This is a genomic window from Synechococcus sp. WH 7805 (genome assembly GCF_000153285.1).
Classification (GTDB): domain Bacteria; phylum Cyanobacteriota; class Cyanobacteriia; order PCC-6307; family Cyanobiaceae; genus Synechococcus_C.
In genome coordinates this window covers 128003-149884 of the sequence record NZ_CH724168.1, presented here as the reverse complement: position 1 = coordinate 149884, position 21882 = coordinate 128003, and the positions used below count along the sequence as shown (strand labels likewise).

General features: G+C 52.7%; 24 protein-coding genes and 1 pseudogene. 14 read left to right on the top strand and 11 right to left on the bottom strand.

The features are described from left to right. Positions 1 to 95 precede the first annotated feature (95 nt). The 4 genes and pseudogenes from WH7805_RS14850 to WH7805_RS00845 all read right to left on the bottom strand — a co-directional run. A pseudogene (locus WH7805_RS14850) lies at positions 96 to 497 on the bottom strand (ATP-dependent zinc protease); the annotation flags it as partial. A gap of 198 nt (positions 498 to 695) precedes the next feature. After that, complete coding sequence (locus WH7805_RS14240; protein WP_232198909.1) at positions 696 to 1823, bottom strand: NAD(P)/FAD-dependent oxidoreductase; 1128 nt, start codon at positions 1821 to 1823, stop codon at positions 696 to 698. Positions 1824 to 1869: 46 nt separating this feature from the next. Then, a complete protein-coding gene (gene goxA / locus WH7805_RS00850; RefSeq protein ID WP_232198908.1) occupies positions 1870 to 3978 on the bottom strand; it encodes a CTQ-dependent glycine oxidase GoxA in 2109 nt (702 codons plus the stop codon). Continuing rightward, a complete protein-coding gene (locus WH7805_RS00845) occupies positions 3941 to 4384 on the bottom strand; it encodes a RidA family protein (protein ID WP_083773550.1) in 444 nt (147 codons plus the stop codon). Before WH7805_RS00845 ends, goxA begins: the two co-directional genes overlap by 38 nt. 405 nt (positions 4385 to 4789) lie before the next feature. On the opposite strand from WH7805_RS00845, the gene WH7805_RS14235 reads away from it, so the two are divergent. After that, entirely contained in the window at positions 4790 to 4972 is a 183-nt protein-coding gene (locus WH7805_RS14235; RefSeq protein ID WP_156783569.1) for a hypothetical protein, read from the top strand. A gap of 14 nt (positions 4973 to 4986) precedes the next feature. Then, on the top strand, positions 4987 to 5145 hold the full coding sequence (locus WH7805_RS14230; protein WP_156783568.1) for a hypothetical protein: 159 nt from the start codon (positions 4987 to 4989) through the stop codon (positions 5143 to 5145). Between the two features lie 6 nt (positions 5146 to 5151). Here WH7805_RS14230 and WH7805_RS00840 read toward each other — a convergent pair whose 3' ends face one another. Then, on the bottom strand, positions 5152 to 5592 hold the full coding sequence (locus tag WH7805_RS00840; protein WP_038004160.1) for a RimK/LysX family protein: 441 nt from the start codon (positions 5590 to 5592) through the stop codon (positions 5152 to 5154). Positions 5593 to 5731: 139 nt separating this feature from the next. On the opposite strand from WH7805_RS00840, the gene WH7805_RS00835 reads away from it, so the two are divergent. After that, a complete protein-coding gene (locus tag WH7805_RS00835; protein ID WP_232198907.1) occupies positions 5732 to 6589 on the top strand; it encodes a phosphatase PAP2 family protein in 858 nt (285 codons plus the stop codon). A 45-nt stretch (positions 6590 to 6634) separates the two neighbouring features. On the opposite strand, the gene WH7805_RS00830 is transcribed toward WH7805_RS00835, so the two are convergent. After that, positions 6635 to 6979 carry a hypothetical protein gene (locus tag WH7805_RS00830; protein ID WP_006041006.1) on the bottom strand — a complete coding sequence of 115 codons (345 nt, stop codon included), beginning with the start codon at positions 6977 to 6979 and terminating at the stop codon, positions 6635 to 6637. 44 nt (positions 6980 to 7023) lie between these two features. Continuing rightward, positions 7024 to 7449, bottom strand: a complete 426-nt coding sequence (locus WH7805_RS13490; RefSeq protein ID WP_006041005.1) for a cupin domain-containing protein — start codon at positions 7447 to 7449, stop codon at positions 7024 to 7026. Between the two features lie 268 nt (positions 7450 to 7717). Here WH7805_RS13490 and WH7805_RS00815 point away from each other — a divergent pair, with 268 nt between their 5' ends. Both WH7805_RS00815 and WH7805_RS14845 read left to right on the top strand, forming a co-directional pair. Further along, positions 7718 to 8161, top strand: a complete 444-nt coding sequence (locus WH7805_RS00815) for a hypothetical protein (protein ID WP_156783567.1) — start codon at positions 7718 to 7720, stop codon at positions 8159 to 8161. Positions 8162 to 8187: 26 nt separating this feature from the next. After that, positions 8188 to 8328, top strand: coding sequence for a hypothetical protein (locus WH7805_RS14845; RefSeq protein WP_232198906.1), 141 nt, complete (start codon positions 8188 to 8190; stop codon positions 8326 to 8328). Here the strand turns inward: WH7805_RS14845 and WH7805_RS14840 are convergent. Beyond that, positions 8318 to 8686, bottom strand: coding sequence for a hypothetical protein (locus WH7805_RS14840; RefSeq protein WP_232198905.1), 369 nt, complete (start codon positions 8684 to 8686; stop codon positions 8318 to 8320). The two genes, WH7805_RS14845 and WH7805_RS14840, sit on opposite strands and share 11 nt — an antisense overlap. Here WH7805_RS14840 and WH7805_RS13485 point away from each other — a divergent pair. Further along, a complete protein-coding gene (locus tag WH7805_RS13485) occupies positions 8685 to 9287 on the top strand; it encodes a hypothetical protein (protein ID WP_232198904.1) in 603 nt (200 codons plus the stop codon). The genes WH7805_RS14840 and WH7805_RS13485 overlap by 2 nt on opposite strands. Positions 9288 to 9332: 45 nt before the next feature. Here the strand turns inward: WH7805_RS13485 and WH7805_RS00805 are convergent, their stop codons facing one another. Then, the gene (locus tag WH7805_RS00805; protein ID WP_006041002.1) at positions 9333 to 10406 is read right to left on the bottom strand and encodes a phosphotransferase; all 1074 of its coding nucleotides are present in this window, start codon (positions 10404 to 10406) and stop codon (positions 9333 to 9335) included. Positions 10407 to 10558: 152 nt separating this feature from the next. Here WH7805_RS00805 and WH7805_RS00800 point away from each other — a divergent pair, with 152 nt between their 5' ends. Continuing rightward, positions 10559 to 10759 carry a hypothetical protein gene (locus tag WH7805_RS00800; RefSeq protein WP_006041000.1) on the top strand — a complete coding sequence of 67 codons (201 nt, stop codon included), beginning with the start codon at positions 10559 to 10561 and terminating at the stop codon, positions 10757 to 10759. A 22-nt stretch (positions 10760 to 10781) separates the two neighbouring features. Next, on the top strand, positions 10782 to 11171 hold the full coding sequence (locus WH7805_RS00795) for a hypothetical protein (RefSeq protein ID WP_006040999.1): 390 nt from the start codon (positions 10782 to 10784) through the stop codon (positions 11169 to 11171). 38 nt (positions 11172 to 11209) lie between these two features. On the opposite strand, the gene WH7805_RS00790 is transcribed toward WH7805_RS00795, so the two are convergent. Next, positions 11210 to 11650 (bottom strand): tellurite resistance TerB family protein, encoded by a 441-nt coding sequence (locus WH7805_RS00790; protein WP_006040998.1) that lies wholly within the window; start codon positions 11648 to 11650, stop codon positions 11210 to 11212. Positions 11651 to 12379: 729 nt separating this feature from the next. On the opposite strand from WH7805_RS00790, the gene WH7805_RS00785 reads away from it, so the two are divergent. The 3 genes from WH7805_RS00785 to WH7805_RS00780 all read left to right on the top strand — a co-directional run bounded on the left by WH7805_RS00785 (position 12380) and on the right by WH7805_RS00780 (position 13638). Next, on the top strand, positions 12380 to 12574 hold the full coding sequence (locus tag WH7805_RS00785) for a hypothetical protein (RefSeq protein WP_232198903.1): 195 nt from the start codon (positions 12380 to 12382) through the stop codon (positions 12572 to 12574). Between the two features lie 57 nt (positions 12575 to 12631). Next, positions 12632 to 12808, top strand: a complete 177-nt coding sequence (locus WH7805_RS14625; protein ID WP_006040995.1) for a hypothetical protein — start codon at positions 12632 to 12634, stop codon at positions 12806 to 12808. A 116-nt stretch (positions 12809 to 12924) separates the two neighbouring features. Continuing rightward, positions 12925 to 13638, top strand: a complete 714-nt coding sequence (locus WH7805_RS00780) for an SDR family oxidoreductase (protein ID WP_006040994.1) — start codon at positions 12925 to 12927, stop codon at positions 13636 to 13638. 49 nt (positions 13639 to 13687) lie between these two features. Here the strand turns inward: WH7805_RS00780 and WH7805_RS00775 are convergent, their stop codons facing one another. Then, positions 13688 to 14092 (bottom strand): hypothetical protein, encoded by a 405-nt coding sequence (locus WH7805_RS00775; RefSeq protein WP_006040993.1) that lies wholly within the window; start codon positions 14090 to 14092, stop codon positions 13688 to 13690. Positions 14093 to 14184: 92 nt separating this feature from the next. On the opposite strand from WH7805_RS00775, the gene WH7805_RS00770 reads away from it, so the two are divergent. The 3 genes from WH7805_RS00770 to WH7805_RS13475 all read left to right on the top strand — a co-directional run bounded on the left by WH7805_RS00770 (position 14185) and on the right by WH7805_RS13475 (position 21852). Continuing rightward, the gene (locus WH7805_RS00770; RefSeq protein WP_006040992.1) at positions 14185 to 16365 is read left to right on the top strand and encodes a mechanosensitive ion channel family protein; all 2181 of its coding nucleotides are present in this window, start codon (positions 14185 to 14187) and stop codon (positions 16363 to 16365) included. Positions 16366 to 17207: 842 nt separating this feature from the next. Beyond that, positions 17208 to 17612 (top strand): calcium-binding protein, encoded by a 405-nt coding sequence (locus WH7805_RS13480; protein WP_006040990.1) that lies wholly within the window; start codon positions 17208 to 17210, stop codon positions 17610 to 17612. Beyond that, positions 17578 to 21852, top strand: a complete 4275-nt coding sequence (locus tag WH7805_RS13475; RefSeq protein ID WP_156783565.1) for a calcium-binding protein — start codon at positions 17578 to 17580, stop codon at positions 21850 to 21852. The genes WH7805_RS13480 and WH7805_RS13475 overlap by 35 nt, the downstream gene beginning before the upstream one ends. Positions 21853 to 21882: the final 30 nt, after the last annotated feature.

The window sequence follows — 21882 nt, the reverse complement described above, 5'->3', positions numbered from 1 at the left end:
TCGTCCTGGCGGAGATCACCGAGTTGGTGGCTGCCCTCGGGATCCACCAACACACGGCCCACCATGGCTTCACGGCCGAGCAGCATGCGATAGCCCATTGCATCGCGGTTGGTGAGGGTGAGCTCAATCGGCCAGCTCTCTTCACCGAGCACCAGCTGTTCACGAATCACGTAACGGGTTTCGGTGATGCCACTGGTGTTGCGCACACCGCGCTGTTCGAGCACAGGCGACTCATGGCGGATCACCACGGAACGGTCGTTTTGAAGCGGATGCACTTCAAAACTGATCCACCGGGCTTCATCGCGCTGAAACGGCACGATGTTGAAGGCATGCAAGGAGGATGTTGCTGCGGCGGAGTCAACCCTTGCCTTGATTGCCGGCAGCCCAAGCCCTGGCAGAGAGCACCACTCCTCACTGCCGACAATGATTTTTTTGGTCAAGGCCGCGAACGGTCCTATCGAAAGACACAAAATCTTAAGTGGCGTTGAGGTCTTCACTGCAGCTGACAGACCCTCAATCCAGGCGCAGATCAGGCCATCGAGCCTGCCCGGCACTCATGGATCCGGGCCCAGAGCAAGGTGGTGACCGATCACATCGCCACTGATCCTGAAGCCAGAGCCTTCCTCGACCACTGGGCTACCTCGGAGACCAGCTCTCGCTAAAGACTGGGGGGAGCGCTTGGCCTGTATCAACGCTTAGAACGATTGGCTGGGATGGTCTGATTGCTTGTTGCAAAGGCCGTGCAGATGGCAACGCTCACGGCGGGCCGTCCAGAAAGGATGGTCTCTAAATCTGGTTTCCTGCTCGTAAATCTGTTGACGATCGTTCAGGTGATGAATCATGGATCGCTCAATTGCTTTGCGGTAAGCATTGCATCGATTGCTTGACCACTGTTGGTGCAAGTGATCAACACATTCGGCAACTTGTAGGCCACTCCAGATGGCATTAGTTGATCCGTGGGATGAGAGTGGATCAAGACAGATTGCTGCATCACCAGCGAGAAGGAACGCGTGCTCGCTGGTCTGACTGGAAACATGCACGGTTTGTTGCTGGTACTGAACGCTGTGATGGCGAATAATTGGTGCAGAGAATTGGGAGAGATTGAGGTCTTTGATCCAGTGTTTTAAGTGCGTTGTTTCATTAAGTTTTTGTGCGATGTAGTGAGTTGTTTTCACGTCACGAACGATTGATTGCTTCAGGTCTGTTGCAAAGAAGAGTGAAAGCCCGCCGCGCAGGCGTGGTGCTGCGTACCACCATCCCGATGGTGCTGCTTCAAGAAAAGTCGAGTGAATTCTTGGGTTGTCAGTATTGCTCAGTTGCCAGCACAAAACATGAAACCGATCAATTGAGCTGATTTCAGTTTTTGAATCGCGAAGCGCCGATCTAGTACCTGTCGCATCAATGACAAATCGACTTCTAAAGCTTTCTCCATTCCTAAGTTTTCCAGTTAATTCTTCTCTATCTTGTGTGAGTGATCTGATTTTGCTCGACTGTCTGTTGATATTTTCTGTATTCGTGGCCAACTGAAGCTCATGGATCAGTCTTTGCTTGTCAATCAGGATAAGATCTTTTTGATGTGCTCCGTTGAACCTGCCGAGCCGTTGTGTGAGGTGAGTGGACCCCCAGCAGGAGTAATGCGATGATATTGGAATTGCACATTTCTTCAAAATTGGCTCAATTTCGACTAGTTTGTCGAGCGAGAGAAGGCCGGAAAGTTGCACGCTTTCAGGCCAGTGGCTGTCTAATTCCTTGATTGCAGGTGCAATCCACCTCACGTGATGACCAAGTTGGTTGAGACTCAAAACCGCACTGATACCACTCAACCCATTGCCTGCGACGACAATGCTTGACTTAGTGCAAGTCAAGATCTCAGGATTCCTCTTGGTTTCGTCTGTCGTAAGGTGACATCATGTCCATCTGACCCCTAGAAACTTCGACGAAAAAATCTCCTGTCAAAACTGGGTTAAGCTTTTTAGATTGATCCTTGGCAGCGGGTGGTTTCCTGATCACAAATCCCAATCTCTGCCACAGTGTAATAATATTTTCTAAGCCATCCCAATAGCTTTGATTGGCATGATACCCAACACCTGCAACGCTTCTGGACCAGCGAACACGTTGATTGGCGTACATAAAGCGTTCGTCTTCGCTCAAGCTTGTATCGATGGCTCTCAGGTAAAACTCTTCGGGTAAAACATCAATTGGTAACAGTGCAGGCCACCAGGTAGCGGTTGGAAAATCTTCTTCAAAGTCAACTGATTGACAGCTAAACGCATCGCATTGCCAGGGAATGCCCATCCATCTGGTCAGGTCTCCTGGCATTTGTTTGCCGATTGGAGATTCCGTCAAATTTGTAGTGAGCAAGATCTTGGGTGTGAGTTCCGGTCCAAGATCCTGGATGAGTGATGAGCGATTGCCAAGTGCAATGCGGTAGGGCTCTATTTTTGAGTTATAATATTTTTGATATAGGGTCGCATGCCGTAAGTTATAAGTTAATTCGACTCCTGGATGAAAGCCTCCTCCTGAACAGGATTCGAGAACCGCATCTGTGAGCGCTTGAGGCTGTTGATCAAGTGGTATGTCTTCAAAAGACGAGATGATTTCATCTTCTTCATCGAGATAATCTTCGACAAAGTTTCCATCAGCCCACTGTTTCAGTTTCTGTGCCTGAAGGTCCGTGATGCGGAGCATGAAGAGAGGGCTTTCCTTATAATTAACTCCATCTCCAAGCATCCAAGGCAATTGCTTTGCGTTGCCATCGGAAGCCATTTTTTGGCTACTCTGTTCTGAGTTGACCGGTTGCCTGATTTTGGAAAAAATTGATTGGCGTAGCTTTTGGAACTTGCTGTTTTTGCTTGCTAGCTTTTTTAGGTATACCGGGTCTGATAATGGGCCAAGATCTATCCACGCAGAACGTAAAAGAGCAGCTTGTGTTACCCACTTCATCAAATCTAATCGTCTTAAAATAGGATAGATGTCTTGCCTAAATGAGACGAGCTGAGGCTTGCTTTCCCAGCCGTTTTGAACATTAAGATTTTCGATAACATCTTTTAATGTGACGATTGGTGGAATTTCTGGGGCGAAATTAGGTCCTGCACAGGCAACCCAGGCCGAATCTGCTTTGAGTGCAAGGCTGCTGTTTTTTAGCCGAACAGTTGCTTTCACGGGTCCATCGCACCAGTCATCAATCCAGTCGGCGTTGTCCGCAAAACTTGTGATTTTTGCCCCTGATGGGCTTAAGGATTTTCCGTCGCCTGGGTAAACAAGCAATCGGCCTTTTTCGTCTGTCCTTAGTTCTCCGAGAAAGACCTTTGTTTTGCTCTGAAATACCCCTTGAGCTTGATATTTGGATTCACCTCCAGCTAAATTTGTGTTGATGCCATTAATAGATATTTCGCCGCCATCAACGATCAGTTGTTTTTCTCTTTCTTGATTTCCTTGAATTTCTGGATTTCTTTTGGCCCCGGGGATCCCTGGCGCCAAATCCCCGTTGTCCAGGGGATTATGGAATTCGTACCAGCTTGCTTTCGAGTTGGCAAGGTGAACTGACCATTCTATTTCGGCATCTTCTCCAGTAATCTCTTTGATGACTTGGTTGTCTTTGTTGAAGGCGTAGATTCTGAAGCGTTGTACTTGTTTTTTGATTAAGGAGTTCCCTTCTTTGTAGTTATCATTGTCATGTGGTGGGATGCCAGGTATTTCTGGAGAAAGGAATGACTTCGTGCTTCCTCCCACCCTGGCCAGCCCGATCGCTGGATAAATGCGCAGACTTTGAATCGTTTGATCATCAACTCTCTTGGACTTCCGCTCGCCTGAGATTGATGGCCTTGCTTGTAGGAGAGTTCCTGCGACAGTGATCGTGCTCAGACTGAGAAATTCTCGGCGGTTCATTGGTGATCTGAATGGATTGGAATTTGAACGACTGATTGGTTGTGACTTTGGATTATAAAATTGCTGTGCACTCGACTTCAATTGCTGCATTCATCGGAATGGCAGGGACTACGATCGTCGAGCGTGTTGGTGGTGAAGTTGGGAAGTAGCTTGTAAAGACTTTATTCATTTCGGGAAAATAATTAATATCTGATAGAAGTACGACGCACTTTGCGATGTCAGAGCGCTTGCCACCGGCTCGTTCGAGCATCGTGATGACGTGCCTGAAGGCAGCTTCTGCTTCCTCTTTGATTCCACCGGTAACCAGCGTTTTGCCGTTCGGCTCCAGGCCAATAATGCCTCCTACAAAGATCATGTTCCCTGCTCGTGTTGCTCCGGAGTAAGGAGCTGCAGGTGTTAATGGGGATTTGAATGTTTTAACTTCTCCAAGGGCCGGGATGGCCAGTAATCCTGTTCCCGCAAGGGCTGCAGCTGCCAGTCGTGCTGAGAGAAACATGGCGCAATTTAGTTTTTATAGATACATTTTGATTTTGACCTTCTTCCTATGCAAAATCTTTTGTAAATTTTAATGTTTCAGCGCCAATCTCTGTTTTGTGTTGGGTTGTCAATGTTCTTTCCTGATTGGGACTCGTTCTTGCAGAGAACAGCGATCCGTTGCTTCTGTTGTCGATACCGTTTTGCTTCTGGATCAGGCTGCTGGGATCTACCCGAATTTGATTGTCTGCACGACAGGCATGTTGTTGGACCTGTTCTTCAACGGAACTTTTAACAGTAGACAGCGTTCTGTCATTGCGTTCACCTCAGGGTGAAAGCCTCATCGCTGGAGGGGGCAAGGAATCCTTCAGGGTTTTGCTTGCCTCACCGCAGCGTCGTTTTGTCGTGGTGGTCACGACGCGTCGGTATGCCTTCCATCTCAATGGTGAAATTCCTTCTTGGAAAGGGGGGGATGAATGCGTCTTGCGGGGAGGCTGATGCTGTGGCCGAACCCGCGGGCTATCGGCGGATCCGAACGCCCCGTGCTGGCCTCTACCGCTACAGGGTGCTCAACGGTGATGCTGTGGATGTGCGCTTCTGCGTGTTCTGAGTTGCTTCAACGCAATGGCTCAACGCAGCAGCAGCTCCGTGGCCAGGGCACCCAGCGCCGCGCCTTTGAAGAACTGCGCCCAGGTCAACCCGTCGGTGTCCAATCCGAAGGTGCGCATGTGCCGGCGTCGCCTGGATGCGGTGCTCTGGGAGCCAGGATTTTTCTGCTGTTGATGAATCTCACCAGAGGGTTCGGCACGGGAAGGTGGAGAGTTGAGGGTCGGCGGTGAGCAACACCAACCGATTCAATTCAGCCTGGGCAGCCAGCATGCGATCCAATGCATCGCGGTTGGTGAGGGTGAGCTCAATCGGCCAGCTCTCTTCACCGAGCACCAGCTGTTCACGAATCACGTAACGGGTCTCGGTGATGCCACTGGTGTTGCGCACACCGCGCTGTTCGAGCACAGGCGACTCATGGCGGATCACCACGGAACGGTCGTTCTGAAGCGGATGCACTTCAAAACTGATCCACCGGGCTTCATCGCGCTGAAACGGCACGATGTTGAAGGCATGCAAGGAGGATGTTGCTGCGCCGGAGTCAACCCTTGCCTTGATTGCCGGCAGACCAAGCCCTGGCAGGGAGCACCACTCCTCACTGCCGACAATGATTTTTTTGGTCAAGGCCGCGAACGGTCCTATCGAAAGACGCAAAATCTTAAGTGGCGTTGAGGTCTTCATTGCAGCTGACAGACCCTCAATCCAACGGATTGATAGCGGCACGCGTCCTGCATTCCGGCTATCAACCCACAAGATCTCGACGATGACGATGGCCAGGCTTTGCCGCAGCTCAGCTGTGATGACGCTGTTGATCGCCCTGCTGGCGGGGATCCCCGGGCCTGCCAAAGCCGCCACCCCCTGTGAACTCGGGCCCGGATCACCCGCAACGGTGCCGGAGATCAGGCCGGGACTCCTGAAGGGCTATCTCGAGAAGGAGGCGATGGCCAATGCCCTGGCCCTGCTGGATGGTCCACCGCGTGCGGGCAGCGCCGCTGCAGCCCTGGATCAAGCCAAGGCCAACGCCAGCTTTGGGCTGCGCGACTCGCCCCGCTGGACGCTCGCCGCCAGAGATGCCGATCTGCAGTTCCCGGAAGCGGCCATCAGCTTCTCCTGCGCTTTGGGCGTACCGATCAATGCAACGGACACGCCCAGACTGCTGCTGCTGATGCGCCGCAGCATGACGGACCTGGGGCTCGCCACCTACCCCGCCAAGAACCGCTACCAGCGCCAGCGCCCGTTCATGGTCAACAACCAACCCATCTGCACGCCTGCGGATGAACAGGGCTTACGCGGCGACGGCTCCTATCCCTCGGGCCACACCGCGGTGGGCTGGGGGTGGGGATTGATCCTGAGCACGATCGCGCCGGAACGCAGCGACGAGCTGATTGCCAGAGGCCGGGCGTTCGGTGAAAGCCGCAGCATCTGCAACGTGCACTGGCACAGCGATGTGCAGGCCGGTGAGTTGATGGCCTCGGCGACCACCGCCAGGCTTCACGCTGATCCTGTCTTCCAGGCTGATCTCCAGGCAGCACGCCAGGAAGTGGAAGCGCTCAGAGCCAGGCAGGCCCAGCCCAATGGCGACTGCACCCTGGAGGAGGCAGCCTTGGCGAATCGTCCCTAGGGGAAGGCAAACGCGCGCACCATGGGGCCAGGGGCGTCTTGTGCGTCAGGCGAACTTGCGGGGATAAGGGGTGGTCCCGGCCAGTTCAACGTTGATCTCACGGCAGATGTTCAACAAAGCGCCGGTCCCCATGTCGGGGCCGTTGGGGCCATCGATGAAGGCCTGGAATTCAACGTCGCTGATGCCATCACGCACTTCCCAGATGCAGAAGGCAGGCCCTTCAAGACCTGTGGGGTTGAAGCAATGGTTGTAGAAGCCAGCTTCAAGATTGCGGGTCACGGCGTCGTCCCAGCCACCACCGGGAGCCAGGGCCTTTTGAACGGTCTCAAACCATTTCTTTGAGGTTCTGGCACGAAATTCGTGCTGAACATGAAAAAAGCGGGATGCCACTGATTTGTTCTGTAATGGGGATGAATGGGAGGGAGAGCGGTGAATCAACCAGCGATGTTGACGCCTTCCTTGGTCACGATCTCGACCACCTTGGCCATGTCGTTCAGGTCTTTTTCGTTGGCCTTCAGGCTCTTGAACACGGATTCGACACCGCCAGGCTGACCAACCATCACGTAGCGGCAGAAGTCACCGTTGGGTGTAGGGGCGTGAACAACACCAGCCTTGACCTGATAGCAACCACCCGTTCCCACAACGGTGGTCTCACCATTGATGTTGAGGTTGAGCTCCCCCTCCAGCACGAGATAAGTCTCATCCCAGGCGTGGGTGTGAGGGGGCTGGCCAACACCGCCGGGTGTAGCGAATTCGGCAACGCTGTATTTTCCGTCGGTTTGCTCAGTGGTGAGCCGCAATGTGATGGAGTCTCCCAGCACATTGCACACTTCTGGTTCCTGGTTCAGCGGGCCGGGCATGTTGGTCGAGACAAAGCCCTTTGCTTTTAGAGGATTCGCTCGTTCTGCGCTGTACTGCACCGAACACAAGAATCACCAGCACAATGCCCGCCCTGGTCTTCAGCCCTGGTGAGCCATCGGCCTGTCGCTGATCAATCCCTCAACGGCCAGCCAGTGCCCAAGCCGGTGCGTTGGCGCAGAGTCGCAGTGATTCTTGTCGGCGAAACATCTGCACGTTTCAAGTGATTCATCAGCGAGGAAGGCAGCGCGGTGTGCAGGCTCACCAAGGATGATGACCACAAGCCACGGCATCACGCACACGATGAAGCGCATTGCACTGGGGATGAGTTGGGCACTCCTCATCGGCGGGTTGAACAACATCACGGTGAGCAGTGCCGCAAAGGCCATGGCCGCCGAGCCCTGGGTGAACTGCCTCTACAACAACAAAAGCATCGCCTGCCGGCGCACCTTTCTCTGCACCGGTGCCCCCTGCAACCGTTTCAAACTGGAGTGGAAAGACGGCATCCACGACACTTACACACGGGTCAGAGACGGCGCTGCACGCAATGTGGGCTTCTACAAAGACACACGGGGAGGGGAATGGATGCTGAGGGGCTATGCCGGCAGCTTCGGGCTTGTCAATCAAACCAACGGGAACACCATCATCGTTGGCATGACCCTGAAAGAATGCCGCAACAGTTCTGCCCTGGGCGATCTCTGCGGAGCGACGTAAGTACAAAACAATGGGTCAGGGTTGCCATGGCTCAGTCCACCGGGTCCCAGCAACAACCAGTGCACCCTCGGCCCGTGAAAACGGCCATGGTGTCGTATCAACTGCCCCGCCTGAATCTCCCGCACCACCGCCTTTTGCAGATCTCTCAAATCCGCCTCAAAAGTTAACAATGAGGCCTATACAAACCACCAGCCAGACCATCTCAGACGAAATCTGATTTTTTGTTGTTGTTTTGAAAATCAGCGATGTCTGCGCATCGCACCTTGTGCATACTTCAATATAGAGCGATTCCTCAAGGCCTGAAGTATTGGATCTTCCTGAAGTATTGGATCTTTCTGTATTGAGGTGCAGGATCAATGCAAGATCCAGGCGCATGCCTTGGATCCGATCCAACGGGCCGAGAGAGCGATCAATATCACTTGAAAGTGACCTTGAAACAAACAAGACGCACGTCTTGATCAATCGGCTGCAGGCCCTTGCCCATAGGCCCCTGCCCTTCGCCAGCATAAAAAAACCGTCTGCCATGCAGACGTTTGATGATTCCCATAACGTCCTTCACGAACTCCTAGATGGCGTCCTGAATGGTCAGCTAAAAAACCAGCAACAAAGCGGAATCCAACACCGATCATTCGGCAAAGAAGCACAGTCAAGATCGATCAAATGTCCATTAAAATCGCACGCCAGCTTCGTTCAATGGGAGTGGGAGTATCGCTCAGAGGGTGAGACTGAATTCGGAGAGATTCGCGCCGAAGGCACCTTCACAACGAACGACGACCTGGATGGAGATGGCTGGTTTGAAATCGTGTCGATTAGCGGTCAATACAATCATGACACCATCACAGGATTATTCCCTGCAGGTGAATCAATTCCCGGAAATTCACCCTTTGAAGGAGATAATCTAATCCGAGTGAGCGATGGCAACAATCCACAACCTGAGGCGCAGCTTTCAGGACATGGGTTTCAATTTGCCCTCGATGATGGCTCGTTCGTGAATGTCTTTTTCGCATCGTTCCTTGAGACCCCTGGTTATCTTGAGTTTCACAGCAGAGACCCTTTCCCAGAGGGAGCGGTGTTGCCGAATACTGAAATCGACGTGTGGTTTGAAGCGAAACCTGATTTTGCTTGAGCAGCACACTCCGGTGGCACGAGGGTGACCACAGGGCGGGGCCACTCAGCCGAGCGACTCCAGCACCTCGATCGCCTCTAGCTCCAGAACGAGGGCGCAGCATCGCTCAATCCATTCATCGTTCAGCAAAATGGCCCGGGAGCCGATGTTGGGATCCAACTGCCAGTTGTGCAGCAAAAGAACGGAACTCAAGCAACGCAAAGACGCGAGTTGCACGTCAGCCCAGGCATCGCTGAGTGTGTAATCCTTCACGCCATGAGTCGTCAGGCTCTGATGCCAGAGGGCGCAGAGATCACGCAGCCGTCCTCGTCGGGCGGGCATCGGTACGCTCCCGCCGATCAGGTAAGCGAGATCCATCGCAGCCATCGAGCGTGTCGGAGTGCCCCAGTCGAGGACAACAACATCACGCTGCGAGGTGTTGCCAGCAAACAACACATTTTCAACCCGCAGATCCGCGTGAACCAGGGTTACCGGCCGCTGGGCGATGGCCTCGTCGATGGCCTGTGAATGCTCGATCACCAAAGCGATCGCCTTGAGCGCCTCAGGTTCAACACGCAGCTCGTAATCATTCAGGAAGTTGGAATGGAACGCAGACAACGTCTCGGTGCTGCCCTGAAACCAGAACTGATGATCAGGCAACCAGTCATGGTTCAGCAACGTTGAGGAATTCCAGAATTGGGCATGCACCCCGGCAATGGCATCGAGAACCTGCGAACAGGCCTTGGCGTTGACTCCACGAACCTGGTTGCCAACGGCCATCATCGAAAGGTCCTCCAGCAAGAGCCAACGCCCCGCATCGCTGAAGCCATTGCCCGTTGCGTAGGCATGAGGCACCAACGATGCCAGTTGAGGAGCAAACGCTCGATAAAAGCCCACCTCTCTGCGAAAACAATTGAGGTGAAGGGCAATTTCCCGGCAATGCGGGTCATCACTGTCGATCTTGAGAATCAACGCGTCAGGCAGAGCGTCGGAAGGTCCGCGCGGCCGAAGGCGCATCGTGTTGGATGTGAATCCCTGGGGAACTCCCAAAGGCTCAATCTCAAGGGCATCAACACCAAGATTTAATTGCGCGCTGAGCCAATCCGAATCGATTGAAACACCCGATGGAAGAACCGGCATGAATGGGTCGCCTTGAAGAACACTGAACCAGCCCTGATCACAAGAGCTGCGCAGGAAGTTGAACGCTAGCGAACCCTTCAGCCATCAAAAGCAGAAACAAGCTGATGCGGCACGACAGCGTCATTACAGTCATTGCAAACCTCACGCAGCCCATGGCCAAGCTTGCAGAACTCAAGCTCAAACGTGTTCAACAGCTGAATACGGCCGACAGCTCATTCATGATCCGCAAGCACAAAGACGTGCTCAATTGGATGATGCGAACATTTGGGCTGGACACCTACGCGTTGACCTGGGCACAGTTCTTTAAGGGGGTGGGACTTGGAGCCCTGGCCATGTGGCTGTTGCTGCGATGAAACAACTGATCGGTGAACGCTGATGAAGGCGAACGTGCCACTGCTGGCAGCAGTTCTGAGCTGCGCGGTCTTCGGGACAGCGGTCTGCAAGTCCGCCGTCACCCCAGTGCTGGTGTCGCAAACCCAGCAGCAACGCAGTGATCGCGTTGTGGGCGATTGGTCATCCTCCTCGGGTGCCGACATCACTCTTGCCTACACGGGCAAGGCCGAGAGTCTCTGGATCCAGGTCTTCCCCAAACCGGGCCGCGCCGATCCACGTGTGGATTACACAGCCCGGTGGTTGAGCAACGACCTCTTCACCTACACGGATCGGAGTGGGTCCACCATTGAAGGCCGCATTTCAGCGACCGGAACCATGATTGAGCTCAGAGGAGCCGATGGCTGGAGTGGAACCTGGCGACGCAGACGCTGATCCACAACCGAACGATCGTGCCAGCAGGGAGAGGGGCCCTAGACCAGAACGGAAGGAGTGGCCTCGAGCGTGCTGCTTAAGGTGAGGCTGGCATGAAAAATTTCAAACACCGTATCGATGCGCTGCGCTTCAAATTTAGAGATCTCCAATGTCACAGCGAGGTGATCAAGAAAGCGTCGTTCCTCTGGTTCAAAAGGGCCATCGGAACGCATCAGTTCTGAGGCCATCGCATAGGCCGTCATGCACTGCGCTTTGGTGAGACACTTTGCCGCTTCAAGCATCATTTGATGAGCCCCGACAGAGCGCCGTAACTCCAGGAGTTCATCTAACAGAGCAATCATTTCGCCATCAGCCATCCGACAAAAAGGCTCGCGATAATCCAAGGCATGGCGAAAGGCCCGCGTGCCCGCTTTTGTGAAATGACTGTCCCAGGACACAGCTGCAAACCCCACAGCTGCAAATGCCGTCAGAGAATCCATAACCAGGTGATGGAGAACTTTCGTTATGACCTCAGCTCAAGAACCGTTGTTGTGGCAGCCACTACAAGCCTGAAGACTTAAGTGATTATGCCTATCGATCGCAAGTCTCTCAATCACAGCCAACGGTATCCCTGTCATCGAGAGGAGCGCTGATTCCGCTTCAATTGCAACCAAATCGCTTTCTCCAGCGCAGTCAGCTTTGGCGCTGCCTCATTCAGCACGGAAGTGGCACGACTTTTTGCGGTGTGGATGTACTGCGTCGTGCGGTCAAGCTTGTCGAAAGACATAGCCAAAAACGAATGCTCCCCTCAGTGGTAGTCACGATCTGCTTGCAGCCGATGTGTCCACGATGACCGAATGGATGATCAACCCAGCTGGTTCAAGCCTTGGATGACTGCTGAGCAGTGGCCCGCAGCTCATGCGCGAGCAAATCCTTCGCCAAGAGGGTGAGAGCAACACCCATCAGCGCAAGAGCTGAACCCTGATTGCCGTCAGACACAACAGCTACATTCCGGGAAAGCTCCAGATGTTTTTCCCAAGAGAAATGCATCCAGCCCAGTCGTCAGAGCACTTTATAAACCCATCAGCACTTCCGATGTGCGTGATCAGCCGCACACAGAAACCTTCCGTAATGACAGCAATGTATTGAGCTGACCATGTTTTCATGCCATTGGTTGCAAACACTACGTTTTTAATTTGCTGCATCCAAAGTTCTGGATTACGTTCCGCTTGCAAAGCCACAAGCCAATGGAACCGATAGCGTTGACTCTGGGCCAGAAATTTGAAATCGAAAAATTCTCACGCGAAATTGACAACTCCGACGATCTGCAGGCATTGCGCAGTATCGCTAAAGACCTTTTAGTTGCCTGGAAACAGCAGCAAGCCGCCTCAGCCTGGGCTCTGCGTCAGCGCCAGGGTCTCTAAAATTCTGTTCACACCATTCCGATTTCTTCGTTTCTCAGAACATTGAACAACAATCAAATGGTCACCACAATCTCGATGGAAATTGATGCCTTGCGTCTACTTCACCGTGCTGTGGCAGAAGCTTACGCAAACTGGCCCGGTGGCGATCCCAACGAGCAAGCCTGCCTGCTCAACATGAAAACCCAGCTGTATGCAGCCTTGATGGATCATCTCCTCGAATGCGGTTCGATCTGAAAGATTTCAAAAGCAGCACCGGGTTGAAACCAGGCTCCCACGGCAGATGTTGGAAACCTGTCCATGGGCAAATCAATCAAACATTGCCAGTTTGAAGGCTGACCTGGAGAACAGACGTGGCCTCAGAACTCGTGGTGATCACTGGCGCAGGAGCCGGGATTGGTCAGGCACTGGCCCGTGCTTTTTCTGCAGAGGGACATCCCTGCATGCTGATCTCCAGGCACCAGGAGGCTGATCCGCAACTCTCAGACCGGCCGGTTCTTTACCACCAGTTGGATGTCAGCGATGCTGGTGCGCTTGCGGATGCAATCACGGCTGCAGAACGCCAGTACGGGCCGACAGGTTGCCTGATTAACAACGCTGGAATGATCCACATCGGCGGAATCGAGAGCTTGAGACTGGATCAGATTGCAGAAGAGATCAACACAATGATCACCGGGGTGATCAATGGCATTCACCACGTGTTGCCGGGAATGCGTGAACGCAGGAGTGGCACGATCATCAACATCAGCTCGATTGGTGATCGCAAGCCAGCAGCTGGTGCTCCTGTGTATCACGCCTGCAAACATGCCGTGCGCTCACTCGGTGAAAGCATGAACATGTCAGAGGCAGAGCACAATGTGCGAGTGATGAATGTAGCTCCCGGTTTGATTCAAACCAACATTCATCAGAGCATGGGAATCAGCTTCGAGACGTACTGCGAGATGCTCGGCAACCCCACTTTTATCACCCCAGACGAGCTCGCGAAGATCGTGCTGTTCTGTTGGCATCAACCAGCACACATCTGCATCCGTGATATTGCAGTGATGCCCACCGACTGCGCCTTTTAGCACCGTCCATCGATCCAGGGGACGCTGGAACCATCCAACTAACAGGCTGCTACGGAGAATCATCGCGCCTGCGCAACCGTGCCCCATCCCACGACTGAGCAGAAAGGATGGTCCTCAGCTGGTGCAGCACCGCTTGCTTGGTTTCGTTCCAAGCAAGTGGATTGATGGCGATCAGATATTCATGCTGCACTCCAGTTCCTCTGATGCGGGACGCCACGATCACCAGATCGTCGTAACCAAGCGGGAACAAAGCATCCGGCGATGAACCGAGAATGCCTTCCGAAATGAACAAAAGAAAATCAAACAACACCGGGTTGAAATATTCCTCGTCTGCGCGCAGATCACCGCAGGCAACCATCTGCTCCCTGGTTTGCGGCGTGTAAGTCACAAACGAAAAACAAAGTGGGTGACCCGTGGCTTGCAGGTACAAACCCCTGAACCGTTGACGACCCATCAGGAAGCATCTCCATTCATGGATGATCGCTTCAAAAAAATCGTAAAAGAGCAGGCGTTCATTAGGTTGTCAGTGATTAGCGAACCGTTGGCGTGCGAACGAACAAGCGCTTGATGGCCTTCCTGGCCGGTCTGCTGAGCGTCATCATTCTCTCCGGTGTTCCTCTGCGCGCCGCTTCACCGTCATCGGTCTTACAGCCCCTGGGTCTGCGCCACGCGAGTTCCCTTCCGGTGATTCCCCTTGAGGATCAGCCGTTTTATCCCGACCTAGTGCAACGTGCTGAGCTTTGGCGGCATACCCCCCTGGGACAGGTGGTGGGTAATTCACCCAAAGAGACCCTGCTCAACTTCTATGCGGTGATGGCCGATGTCGGCCTTCTGATCGAACGTGTTGAAACCTCCCATCGCAATGACCCCGGGCTGTTCTGGAACCGCCAGGCCCGGGCCGAAATCGAAGAGGTGGAGATGCTCTTCAATGCGGCGGTGGACGCTCTCGATGGCACGTCCTTTGCGCTCGGCGTTCGTCCCTACCTCAAAGACGAAGCAGCCATTCAGTTGAAGCATGTCCTTGATTTCATCTTCAACAGCAGCCGGCAGATCATCTCCATCCCAGACGCCAAGGCCATGAAGGCGCTCAATGACGTGCGCTCCAAAGACACCCAGTCATGGACGCTGCCGGGATCCTCGATCGTTCTCACCAGTGAGCTGGCTGACAAACCGATGAACAGCGATTTTCTGTTCTCGGCCTCAACCGTGGCGAATGTGGCTGGCATGTATGAACAGGTGAAGCAGCAGGTTACTGATCTCGATGATCAGACATTCTTCACCCGAAACTTCTACCAGGATTTTGTCCACACCCCTGGCCGACTGTTTCCGCCCAAGTGGTATCTGAATCTGCCGGCTGGTGTACGCGCAGGCCTGGAGGCGGAGGTGCTGTTCGGGCAAACCCTGTTCCGGCTGGTGCTCTCGATCGTCGCCATCACGCTGCTCCTGCTGCTGATCACGCGTCTTGCCCGCTTGCTGATCCGCTCGTACAAAACAAGATCGAATGATGAGCGACTGATCTGGACCCTCGATTCCCTGGCCTGGAAGCGGGTGGTGTTGGTGTTGCCGATGGTGATGGCGACCAAAGCGGTTGAGGTGTTCATCGACCTCTACCTCAACTTCACTGGCACAGCTCTCGTGGTGCTCACCGTGCTATTCGAAGCGGCCTATTTCAGCCTGTTCGTCCTGCTCGTGTTTCTGTTTCTCGAAGCGCTGGGACGAACCCTCTCTGAAGGCCTGGTGCGGCTTTCCGGGGATCAGGACATCTGGCGGCTGTCGAGAACCAGCAACCGGGTGATGCCCATCTGCCGAATCCTCTCCGGAGTTGTGGCTGTGGCACTGATCTACAAACTGCTGTTGCAGCTTGGTCTCTCACCCAACCTGGTGCTCGCACTCTCCACCGTGCCCGGCCTGGCGATCGGCCTTGGTGCCTCCAAGTTGCTTAGCAATCTGTTTGCCGGGTTGTCACTGCAGACCGACCGACCGTTGAAGGTGGGAGAGTTCTGCGAGATCGGCGACAAGCAGGGCTTCCTCACCAAGATCGGCCTGCGTTCAGTGGAGATCGAAACCGTTACGGGCAAAGTCACGATTCCGAACGCCGTGGCTGAGGACTGCATCGTCAACAACCTCTCCCGCCATCCAGCGGAACCAGGATCTCCGCAACGGCAAGGTCTTGATCTGAGTCTCGAGCTCGACCCCAACGATCCGTTCAGTCCGGATCAGATGACAGATCTGCTGGCATTGGCCAGGGCCTACGTTGCGAACCGGCCGGATCTGATCAACCCCTGCCTCACCATTGAGCTGGAACCTGGCTCACCCCAGCGATTGCGTTGCATCGCCTTGATTCACGTGGAGAACTGGCGTGACTACATCGATCTGCAGGAGTCACTGACGTTGGCCTTCAATCAGCTCATTGACAGAGTCGATCGTTCCCACTTCGTGCTTGGGGTGTCGTACGACAGCACCAATGAACAGCTCGCGGCCGTTCCTGGGATTCTTCGCGAGATCATCGCGCGAACGCCGGGCTTTGAACTCAAAGCCTGCCGGCTTATGGAGATCGCCGAGTTCAGTTACAACTTCAAATGCCATCTGATCTGCCCAACGCTGAACTACAAACAGTTCAAGGATTCGATCGATGCCATCAACAAAGAACTGCTGCGCGAGCTTGCAGCGGCTCAGATCGTGATTCCCTTCCCTACCGCGATCGAGATCCAAAAAGATGAGGTCTGATCAGCAGGTGCGGTACGCCTCGATGAAAACTGGATAACACGGGATCCAGGAGTGAATCGGGGACGGCAACAGCGCTGTTGGGGGGGGGCAGACGTTCGCTTCAGCAAGCTGATCGCGGATCTGAACCAGGACATTGAGCAGCTCAGCACATCAAGGATCCAGAGAGATGGACGCAGCATCGAGAAAGCCGCTGGCTTCTCTAGAAACAACAGCAGGTGGCTCCATGGCATCGACGTTATTGCCATCTCGCCAGTTCTTGCTCAATCAACGACAGCGGTGCCGCTTTGCCAAAGAAGAAGGCTGACCTCGCAGACGAACAACGCAGCACAAGAACCATAAAAGCGATAATTCTGCTTGCGTAAGCCGTGGCGTTGCAGATCCAAAGCCGATGAAATCCATGCCTCAAGAGTTGTTTAAAACAAAACATCTCAAGCTGCGTTCAAGCACTGGCTCGATTCGTTCGTGTCGCACCTCAAAACTGGTACATTTCAACTGACCGCCTGACAGGCACAATCAATTCACTTTGACCTTACTGGCCTGATGAGACCCAAAGACGAATGGGCGTCAAACGAAAACATACCTAGACGGTAGCAAAAGCGGCATAAAGCAAGATTCACACCGACCACTCAGCGAATACTATACATTTATGAAGGAAAATATTAAAAGATAATCAAACCAGGTAATCCATAAAGCAGAAACCTTCACAATGTTCTCATTTAATACTCATCAAAAAATTTTTATAAAATCTTGACCAATAATAATTAGGTAGCTAAGCTAACGGGACCTTCTACTGCATTGCAGTAAAGGATCCGGACCCTTTTTGTTCTTCAGAATTTTCCCAAATGGCCCTTGTAGTTGGAACTACTGGCAACGACGACATCAATGCCGCATTCGCACCACCTACCACGCCCAATGCCGATCAAGTCTTTGGTCTAGAAGGTGACGACTCCATCGCAAGCCTGGGTGGAGATGACACAATCGACCCCGGTACTGGCGACGATACTGTTGATGCCGGTACAGGGAATGACACCATTATTGGCGGACAAGGAGATGACCTCCTCTTTGGCGGTAGCAACATCAACACACTTACCTATGAGGGAAGTGCTCTTGCCGTAACGCTATTCACGCAAGGCCGTATTGAAAAAGAGTTTACAAACAGTTCTCTCACAAGTGCTTCTGCCGGAACCGATCAATTAGTTCCATTGACGGGATTTGGCGCGTTTACCCCCCCCCTTCACTACAGCTGACCTCGTTCCTTCGATCCAAACCATCGTTGGCGATTCAACGCAAGTCAACACCATCAGCGGTGTAGGCAGTAGCAACGGTGCATTTGACATCAATCTACTGTTACCGACTGCTGATAATTTCACCGTCAATATTGTTAGCGGAACCTTAGCACCTGCTTCACAAAGTTTTAGAGTTGAAAATTTCTCCAATGTTATTGGCACGGTCAATAACGATGTCATTATTGGCAGTCTCGGCGACAATGTTATTTCCGGCAGCGAAGGCTTTGACGAGCTCGATGGCTCAGTAGGAAACGATACACTCGACTACAGCGATTTGGCTGCTGATATCAACATCGGCAATTTCCAAACCATTACGATTGCCAACCCAGACGCACTAACAGTTGGCCTTATTCCAACTATTACTGTCGATACAGCTTTAGCTTTTAAAGATTTCGGCATGGTGACCGAAGCTGATGGCTTTAGCAACTTCGAAACGATTGTTGGTTCCGACTCTGGCACGAACACGATTGATGGCACTCTGGATGAGCAGCTCAGCAATGTCTACGACGTTGATCTCTCCCAGGGATTACTGACAGTCGGTGACATCAACGACCCTGAAGGAGACAGAACCTTTAACGTTGTCAACTTCACCGATGTGATCGGCACCGTTAACGATGATGTCATCGTTGGTAGCGACGTCGCTAACACCTTTGGTGGAAGCTTGGGCAATGATTTCTTCGACGGTGGCGAAGGTTTTGACACTGTTGATTTCAGTGCAGTTAAGGACAACTTAGACAGCAAAGTCACCCTTAACGCTGGTGGCACGATCGAATTTGATGGGCCCTTCGGCGTCACTTCCACTAGCCAACTCTTCAACATCGAGAAAATTGTTGGTAGTGCCGGCAGCACTAACGATCTGATTAATGCTGCTACTGACGTTCCCAATAAGGCGTTTATTAACGTCAATCTGGGTAGTGGAGGCGTAACGGCTAACTCAGGAATCCTTCAAATCAATTTCATCGATCCTTTACTGCCGTTTATTCCTGAGAGCGGGCAGCTGACGTTCGATATTGAAAACTTCGAAAACGTTCGCGGTACCGACAACAGCGACACCATTATTGGCAGTGATGGGGCCAATACTTTCTTCGGATCCGGAGAATTTGATTTCTACAACGGTGGTCTTGGTTTTGACACCCTTGATTATTCTGATCTAGGTGCAGCTGTCACTTTGGGTGGAAGCGGCAGCATCGTTAAGGATGAGCTTGGTCAAGATCAGATCCTTAACATCGAACGAATTATCGCTGATGGAAGCTTCACCAACACAATTGATGGTGAGCTGAATTCCGCAGGTAATGCAAGATTCGATGTAAATCTTGGTGCTGGTGGAACTGCAGCGGGATTTGGAATTTTAACAATCACACCAATTGTCGCCAATCCATTCTTCAGTGGTCCTGTTAGCTTCGACATTCAGAATTTCGACAATGTCGTCGGAACTGTCAATAATGACTCGATCATCGGCAACGATGACGACAATGATTTCACCGGAAGCACTGGTGATGACACTATTAGTGGCTTGGGTGGTAACGACACAGTTGATTACAGCGAACTAGAAGGCGCCCTCACCCTTGGCGGAAGCGGAGATATCGCCAAAGGCGTTGTTGATGCTAACGGCATTGGATCCCTCGGAAACGATCTGCTTATAGGCACCGGTGCTGGCACACCAGCCGATCCAATTGTCAATTCCATCGAAACCATCATTGGTAACGAGGAGTTCACAAACACCATCAGCGGTCAACTCAATGTTAATCCCTTAAATACAAATAGTTCCTTCAATATTGATCTTCGTGAAGATGCAGAAGGCTTCCAGTCACTGATCGTCGATATCAGCACACCAACAGTTGGGCCTCTCGACTTCGCTCTTCAAAACTTCAGCGATGTTATCGGTACCGGAGCTGCTGACATCATCAGAGGTTCGGATTCCGCTAACTTTTTGGCTGGTGAAGGTGGAGACGACATCATCTTTGCTCGTAAGGGCAACGATAATGTTGATGGTGGTGCCGGTAACGACACTCTGAGAGGTGACAGCGGAAATGACATCGTTTTGGGTGGTGAAGGTAACGACAAGATTGATGGCGGCGGCAATGCTGACGTCTTGAGTGGTGGTATTGGTAACGATTTCATCACTGGAAGAAATGGCGCTGACCTCATCGATGGTGGTACTGGTGACGACACTCTGTTAGGTAATGCCGGTAATGACACCATCTTCGGCAGTACTGGTAACGACAGGATTAACGGTGGTGGCCGTAACGATACCCTCGATTACAGCAATCTCGGTGGCGCTGTAACCCTGGGTGGCAGTGGAGATATCGCCAAAGGCGTTGTTGATGCTGCTGGCGTCGGATCACTCGGAAACGACCAACTGGTCGGCGAAAGCACGGCACCATTCACCAACACGATCGAAAAGATCATTGGTAATGCGAACTTCACCAACACCATTGATGGTCAACTGAACGCTGCAGGCAACGGCTCATTCGTCGTTAACCTCGCCGAAGAGACACTGACAGTTAATGTCAACACAACCAATGTGGGCCCCTTCAACTTCCAAGTTGTCAACTTCGACAACGTGGTGGGTACTGACAACAGTGACTTGATTGTTGGTAACGACAACAACAACGTTTTCACCGGTTCCTCAGGATTCGACCTTCTTGATGGTGGCGACGGTTTTGATACCGCTGATTACAGCGGACTTGATACTGACATCACCCTGAATGCAACTGGTCTCGTCGACAAAGGAGATCTCGGACTTGACCTTCTGAGGTCAATCAATGAGGTCGTCGCTGATGCAGGTCAGACCAACACAATTGATGCAGCTTTTGGAGAAATCTCACAGATTTCTGCAGACCTTGGAGCAGGCACTCTCGAAGTTGCCTTGTTCACCCCCAATGTTGGTCCTCTGTTCTTCGACGTTGCAAACTTCGACGATGTGAGAGGCAGCTTCAACAGTGACTTCATCACTGGAAGTGCCACCGACAACGTCTTCTTCGGAACGACCGGCAACGACGCTTACGACGGAGCTGGTGGTGTCAACACACTTGATTACAGCAATTTCGGTGGTGCTGTAACCCTGGGTGGAAGCGGAGATATCGCCAAAGGCGTTGTTGATGCTGCTGGCATTGGATCACTCGGAAACGACACCATTGCCAACATTCAAACCATCATTGGTGATGCGAACTTCACCAACACCATCGATGGTGAACTGAACGCTGCTGGCAACGGCTCATTTGTCGTTGACCTCTCCCAAGAGCTGCTGACAGTCAACATCAGCACACCAGGTGTTGGGCCTTTTACCTTCAACGTTGAAAACTTCGACAATGTTGACGGTACCGACAACACCGACAACATCAAAGGCAACGACAACGACAACGTCTTTGGTGGCAGTGCAGGCAACGACGTCTTCAACGGATCTGGTGGTACCGACACCATCGACTACACCGGTCTGGGTGCAGGCGTGACTCTCGCTGCAACAGGCTTCGTCCGTAAGGGTGGAGTCCTCGGCGGTCTTGGTGAAGACAACTTCACGAACGTTGAGCGGATCGTTGCTGATGCAACACAGGTCAACACCATCGATGGCGAAGTTCCCGGTGGAGCGACCGCCTCTCTTGCTGTTGATCTTGCTGCCAATTCTCTGACAGTGAACGTCAACCTGCCTGCGGTTGATCCAATCAACTTCGAAGTCTTCAACTTCGACAATGTGGTGGGTACTGACGTCGCCGACACCCTCAGTGGTGACGATGGTTCCAACATCATCGCTGGTGAGGATGGAAACGACGTCCTCAACGGTCGCGGTGGTGCAGACATCCTCACGGGTGGTGCAGGCGCCGACGAGATCAATGGCGATGCAGGTGCTGACAACCTCGTCGGTGGCGTTGGCAACGACAGCCTCTTCGGTGGCGAAGGCAACGACGTGATCAATGGCGTTGGTACTGACTTCGGCGCCAATGATTTCGATCAACTCACTGGTGGCATCGGTGAAGACCTCTTCGTTCTCGGTTCTGCCGATCAGGTCTTCTACGAAGGCATTGGCTTCGCTCAGATTCTCGACTTCGAGACCGGAGTGGATACCATCCAGCTCAGTGGTGCGTTTGGCGATTACAACTTCTCCAACAACAACACCATCACACAGAATGGTGACCTGATTGCCACAACGATTGGCAATTTCAATGTCGCGACCGATTTCGACTTCGTTGACGTTCTCATCTGATCTGTCTTTGAAGTGATTCCAACCCCCGTT

What these genes read in the sequence shown, in the direction of transcription:
- WH7805_RS00795 (WP_006040999.1), top strand. Translation starts at nt 10,782, where the DNA reads ATGAAGGCGAACGTGCCACTGCTGGCAGCAGTTCTGAGCTGCGCGGTC.
- WH7805_RS13480 (WP_006040990.1), top strand. Translation starts at nt 17,208, where the DNA reads ATGGCCCTTGTAGTTGGAACTACTGGCAACGACGACATCAATGCCGCA.
- WH7805_RS13485 (WP_232198904.1), top strand. Translation starts at nt 8,685, where the DNA reads ATGCAGACGTTTGATGATTCCCATAACGTCCTTCACGAACTCCTAGAT.
- WH7805_RS14845 (WP_232198906.1), top strand. Translation starts at nt 8,188, where the DNA reads ATGGCTCAGTCCACCGGGTCCCAGCAACAACCAGTGCACCCTCGGCCC.
- WH7805_RS00800 (WP_006041000.1), top strand. Translation starts at nt 10,559, where the DNA reads ATGGCCAAGCTTGCAGAACTCAAGCTCAAACGTGTTCAACAGCTGAAT.
- WH7805_RS00815 (WP_156783567.1), top strand. Translation starts at nt 7,718, where the DNA reads ATGATGACCACAAGCCACGGCATCACGCACACGATGAAGCGCATTGCA.
- WH7805_RS14235 (WP_156783569.1), top strand. Translation starts at nt 4,790, where the DNA reads ATGCCTTCCATCTCAATGGTGAAATTCCTTCTTGGAAAGGGGGGGATG.
- WH7805_RS00790 (WP_006040998.1), bottom strand. Translation starts at nt 11,650, where the DNA reads ATGGATTCTCTGACGGCATTTGCAGCTGTGGGGTTTGCAGCTGTGTCC.
- WH7805_RS14230 (WP_156783568.1), top strand. Translation starts at nt 4,987, where the DNA reads ATGGCTCAACGCAGCAGCAGCTCCGTGGCCAGGGCACCCAGCGCCGCG.
- WH7805_RS14840 (WP_232198905.1), bottom strand. Translation starts at nt 8,686, where the DNA reads ATGGCAGACGGTTTTTTTATGCTGGCGAAGGGCAGGGGCCTATGGGCA.
- WH7805_RS00835 (WP_232198907.1), top strand. Translation starts at nt 5,732, where the DNA reads ATGACGATGGCCAGGCTTTGCCGCAGCTCAGCTGTGATGACGCTGTTG.
- WH7805_RS00775 (WP_006040993.1), bottom strand. Translation starts at nt 14,092, where the DNA reads ATGGGTCGTCAACGGTTCAGGGGTTTGTACCTGCAAGCCACGGGTCAC.
- WH7805_RS14625 (WP_006040995.1), top strand. Translation starts at nt 12,632, where the DNA reads ATGGTCACCACAATCTCGATGGAAATTGATGCCTTGCGTCTACTTCAC.
- goxA (WP_232198908.1), bottom strand. Translation starts at nt 3,978, where the DNA reads ATGCAGCAATTGAAGTCGAGTGCACAGCAATTTTATAATCCAAAGTCA.
- WH7805_RS13490 (WP_006041005.1), bottom strand. Translation starts at nt 7,449, where the DNA reads ATGCCCGGCCCGCTGAACCAGGAACCAGAAGTGTGCAATGTGCTGGGA.
- WH7805_RS00845 (WP_083773550.1), bottom strand. Translation starts at nt 4,384, where the DNA reads ATGTTTCTCTCAGCACGACTGGCAGCTGCAGCCCTTGCGGGAACAGGA.
- WH7805_RS00805 (WP_006041002.1), bottom strand. Translation starts at nt 10,406, where the DNA reads ATGCCGGTTCTTCCATCGGGTGTTTCAATCGATTCGGATTGGCTCAGC.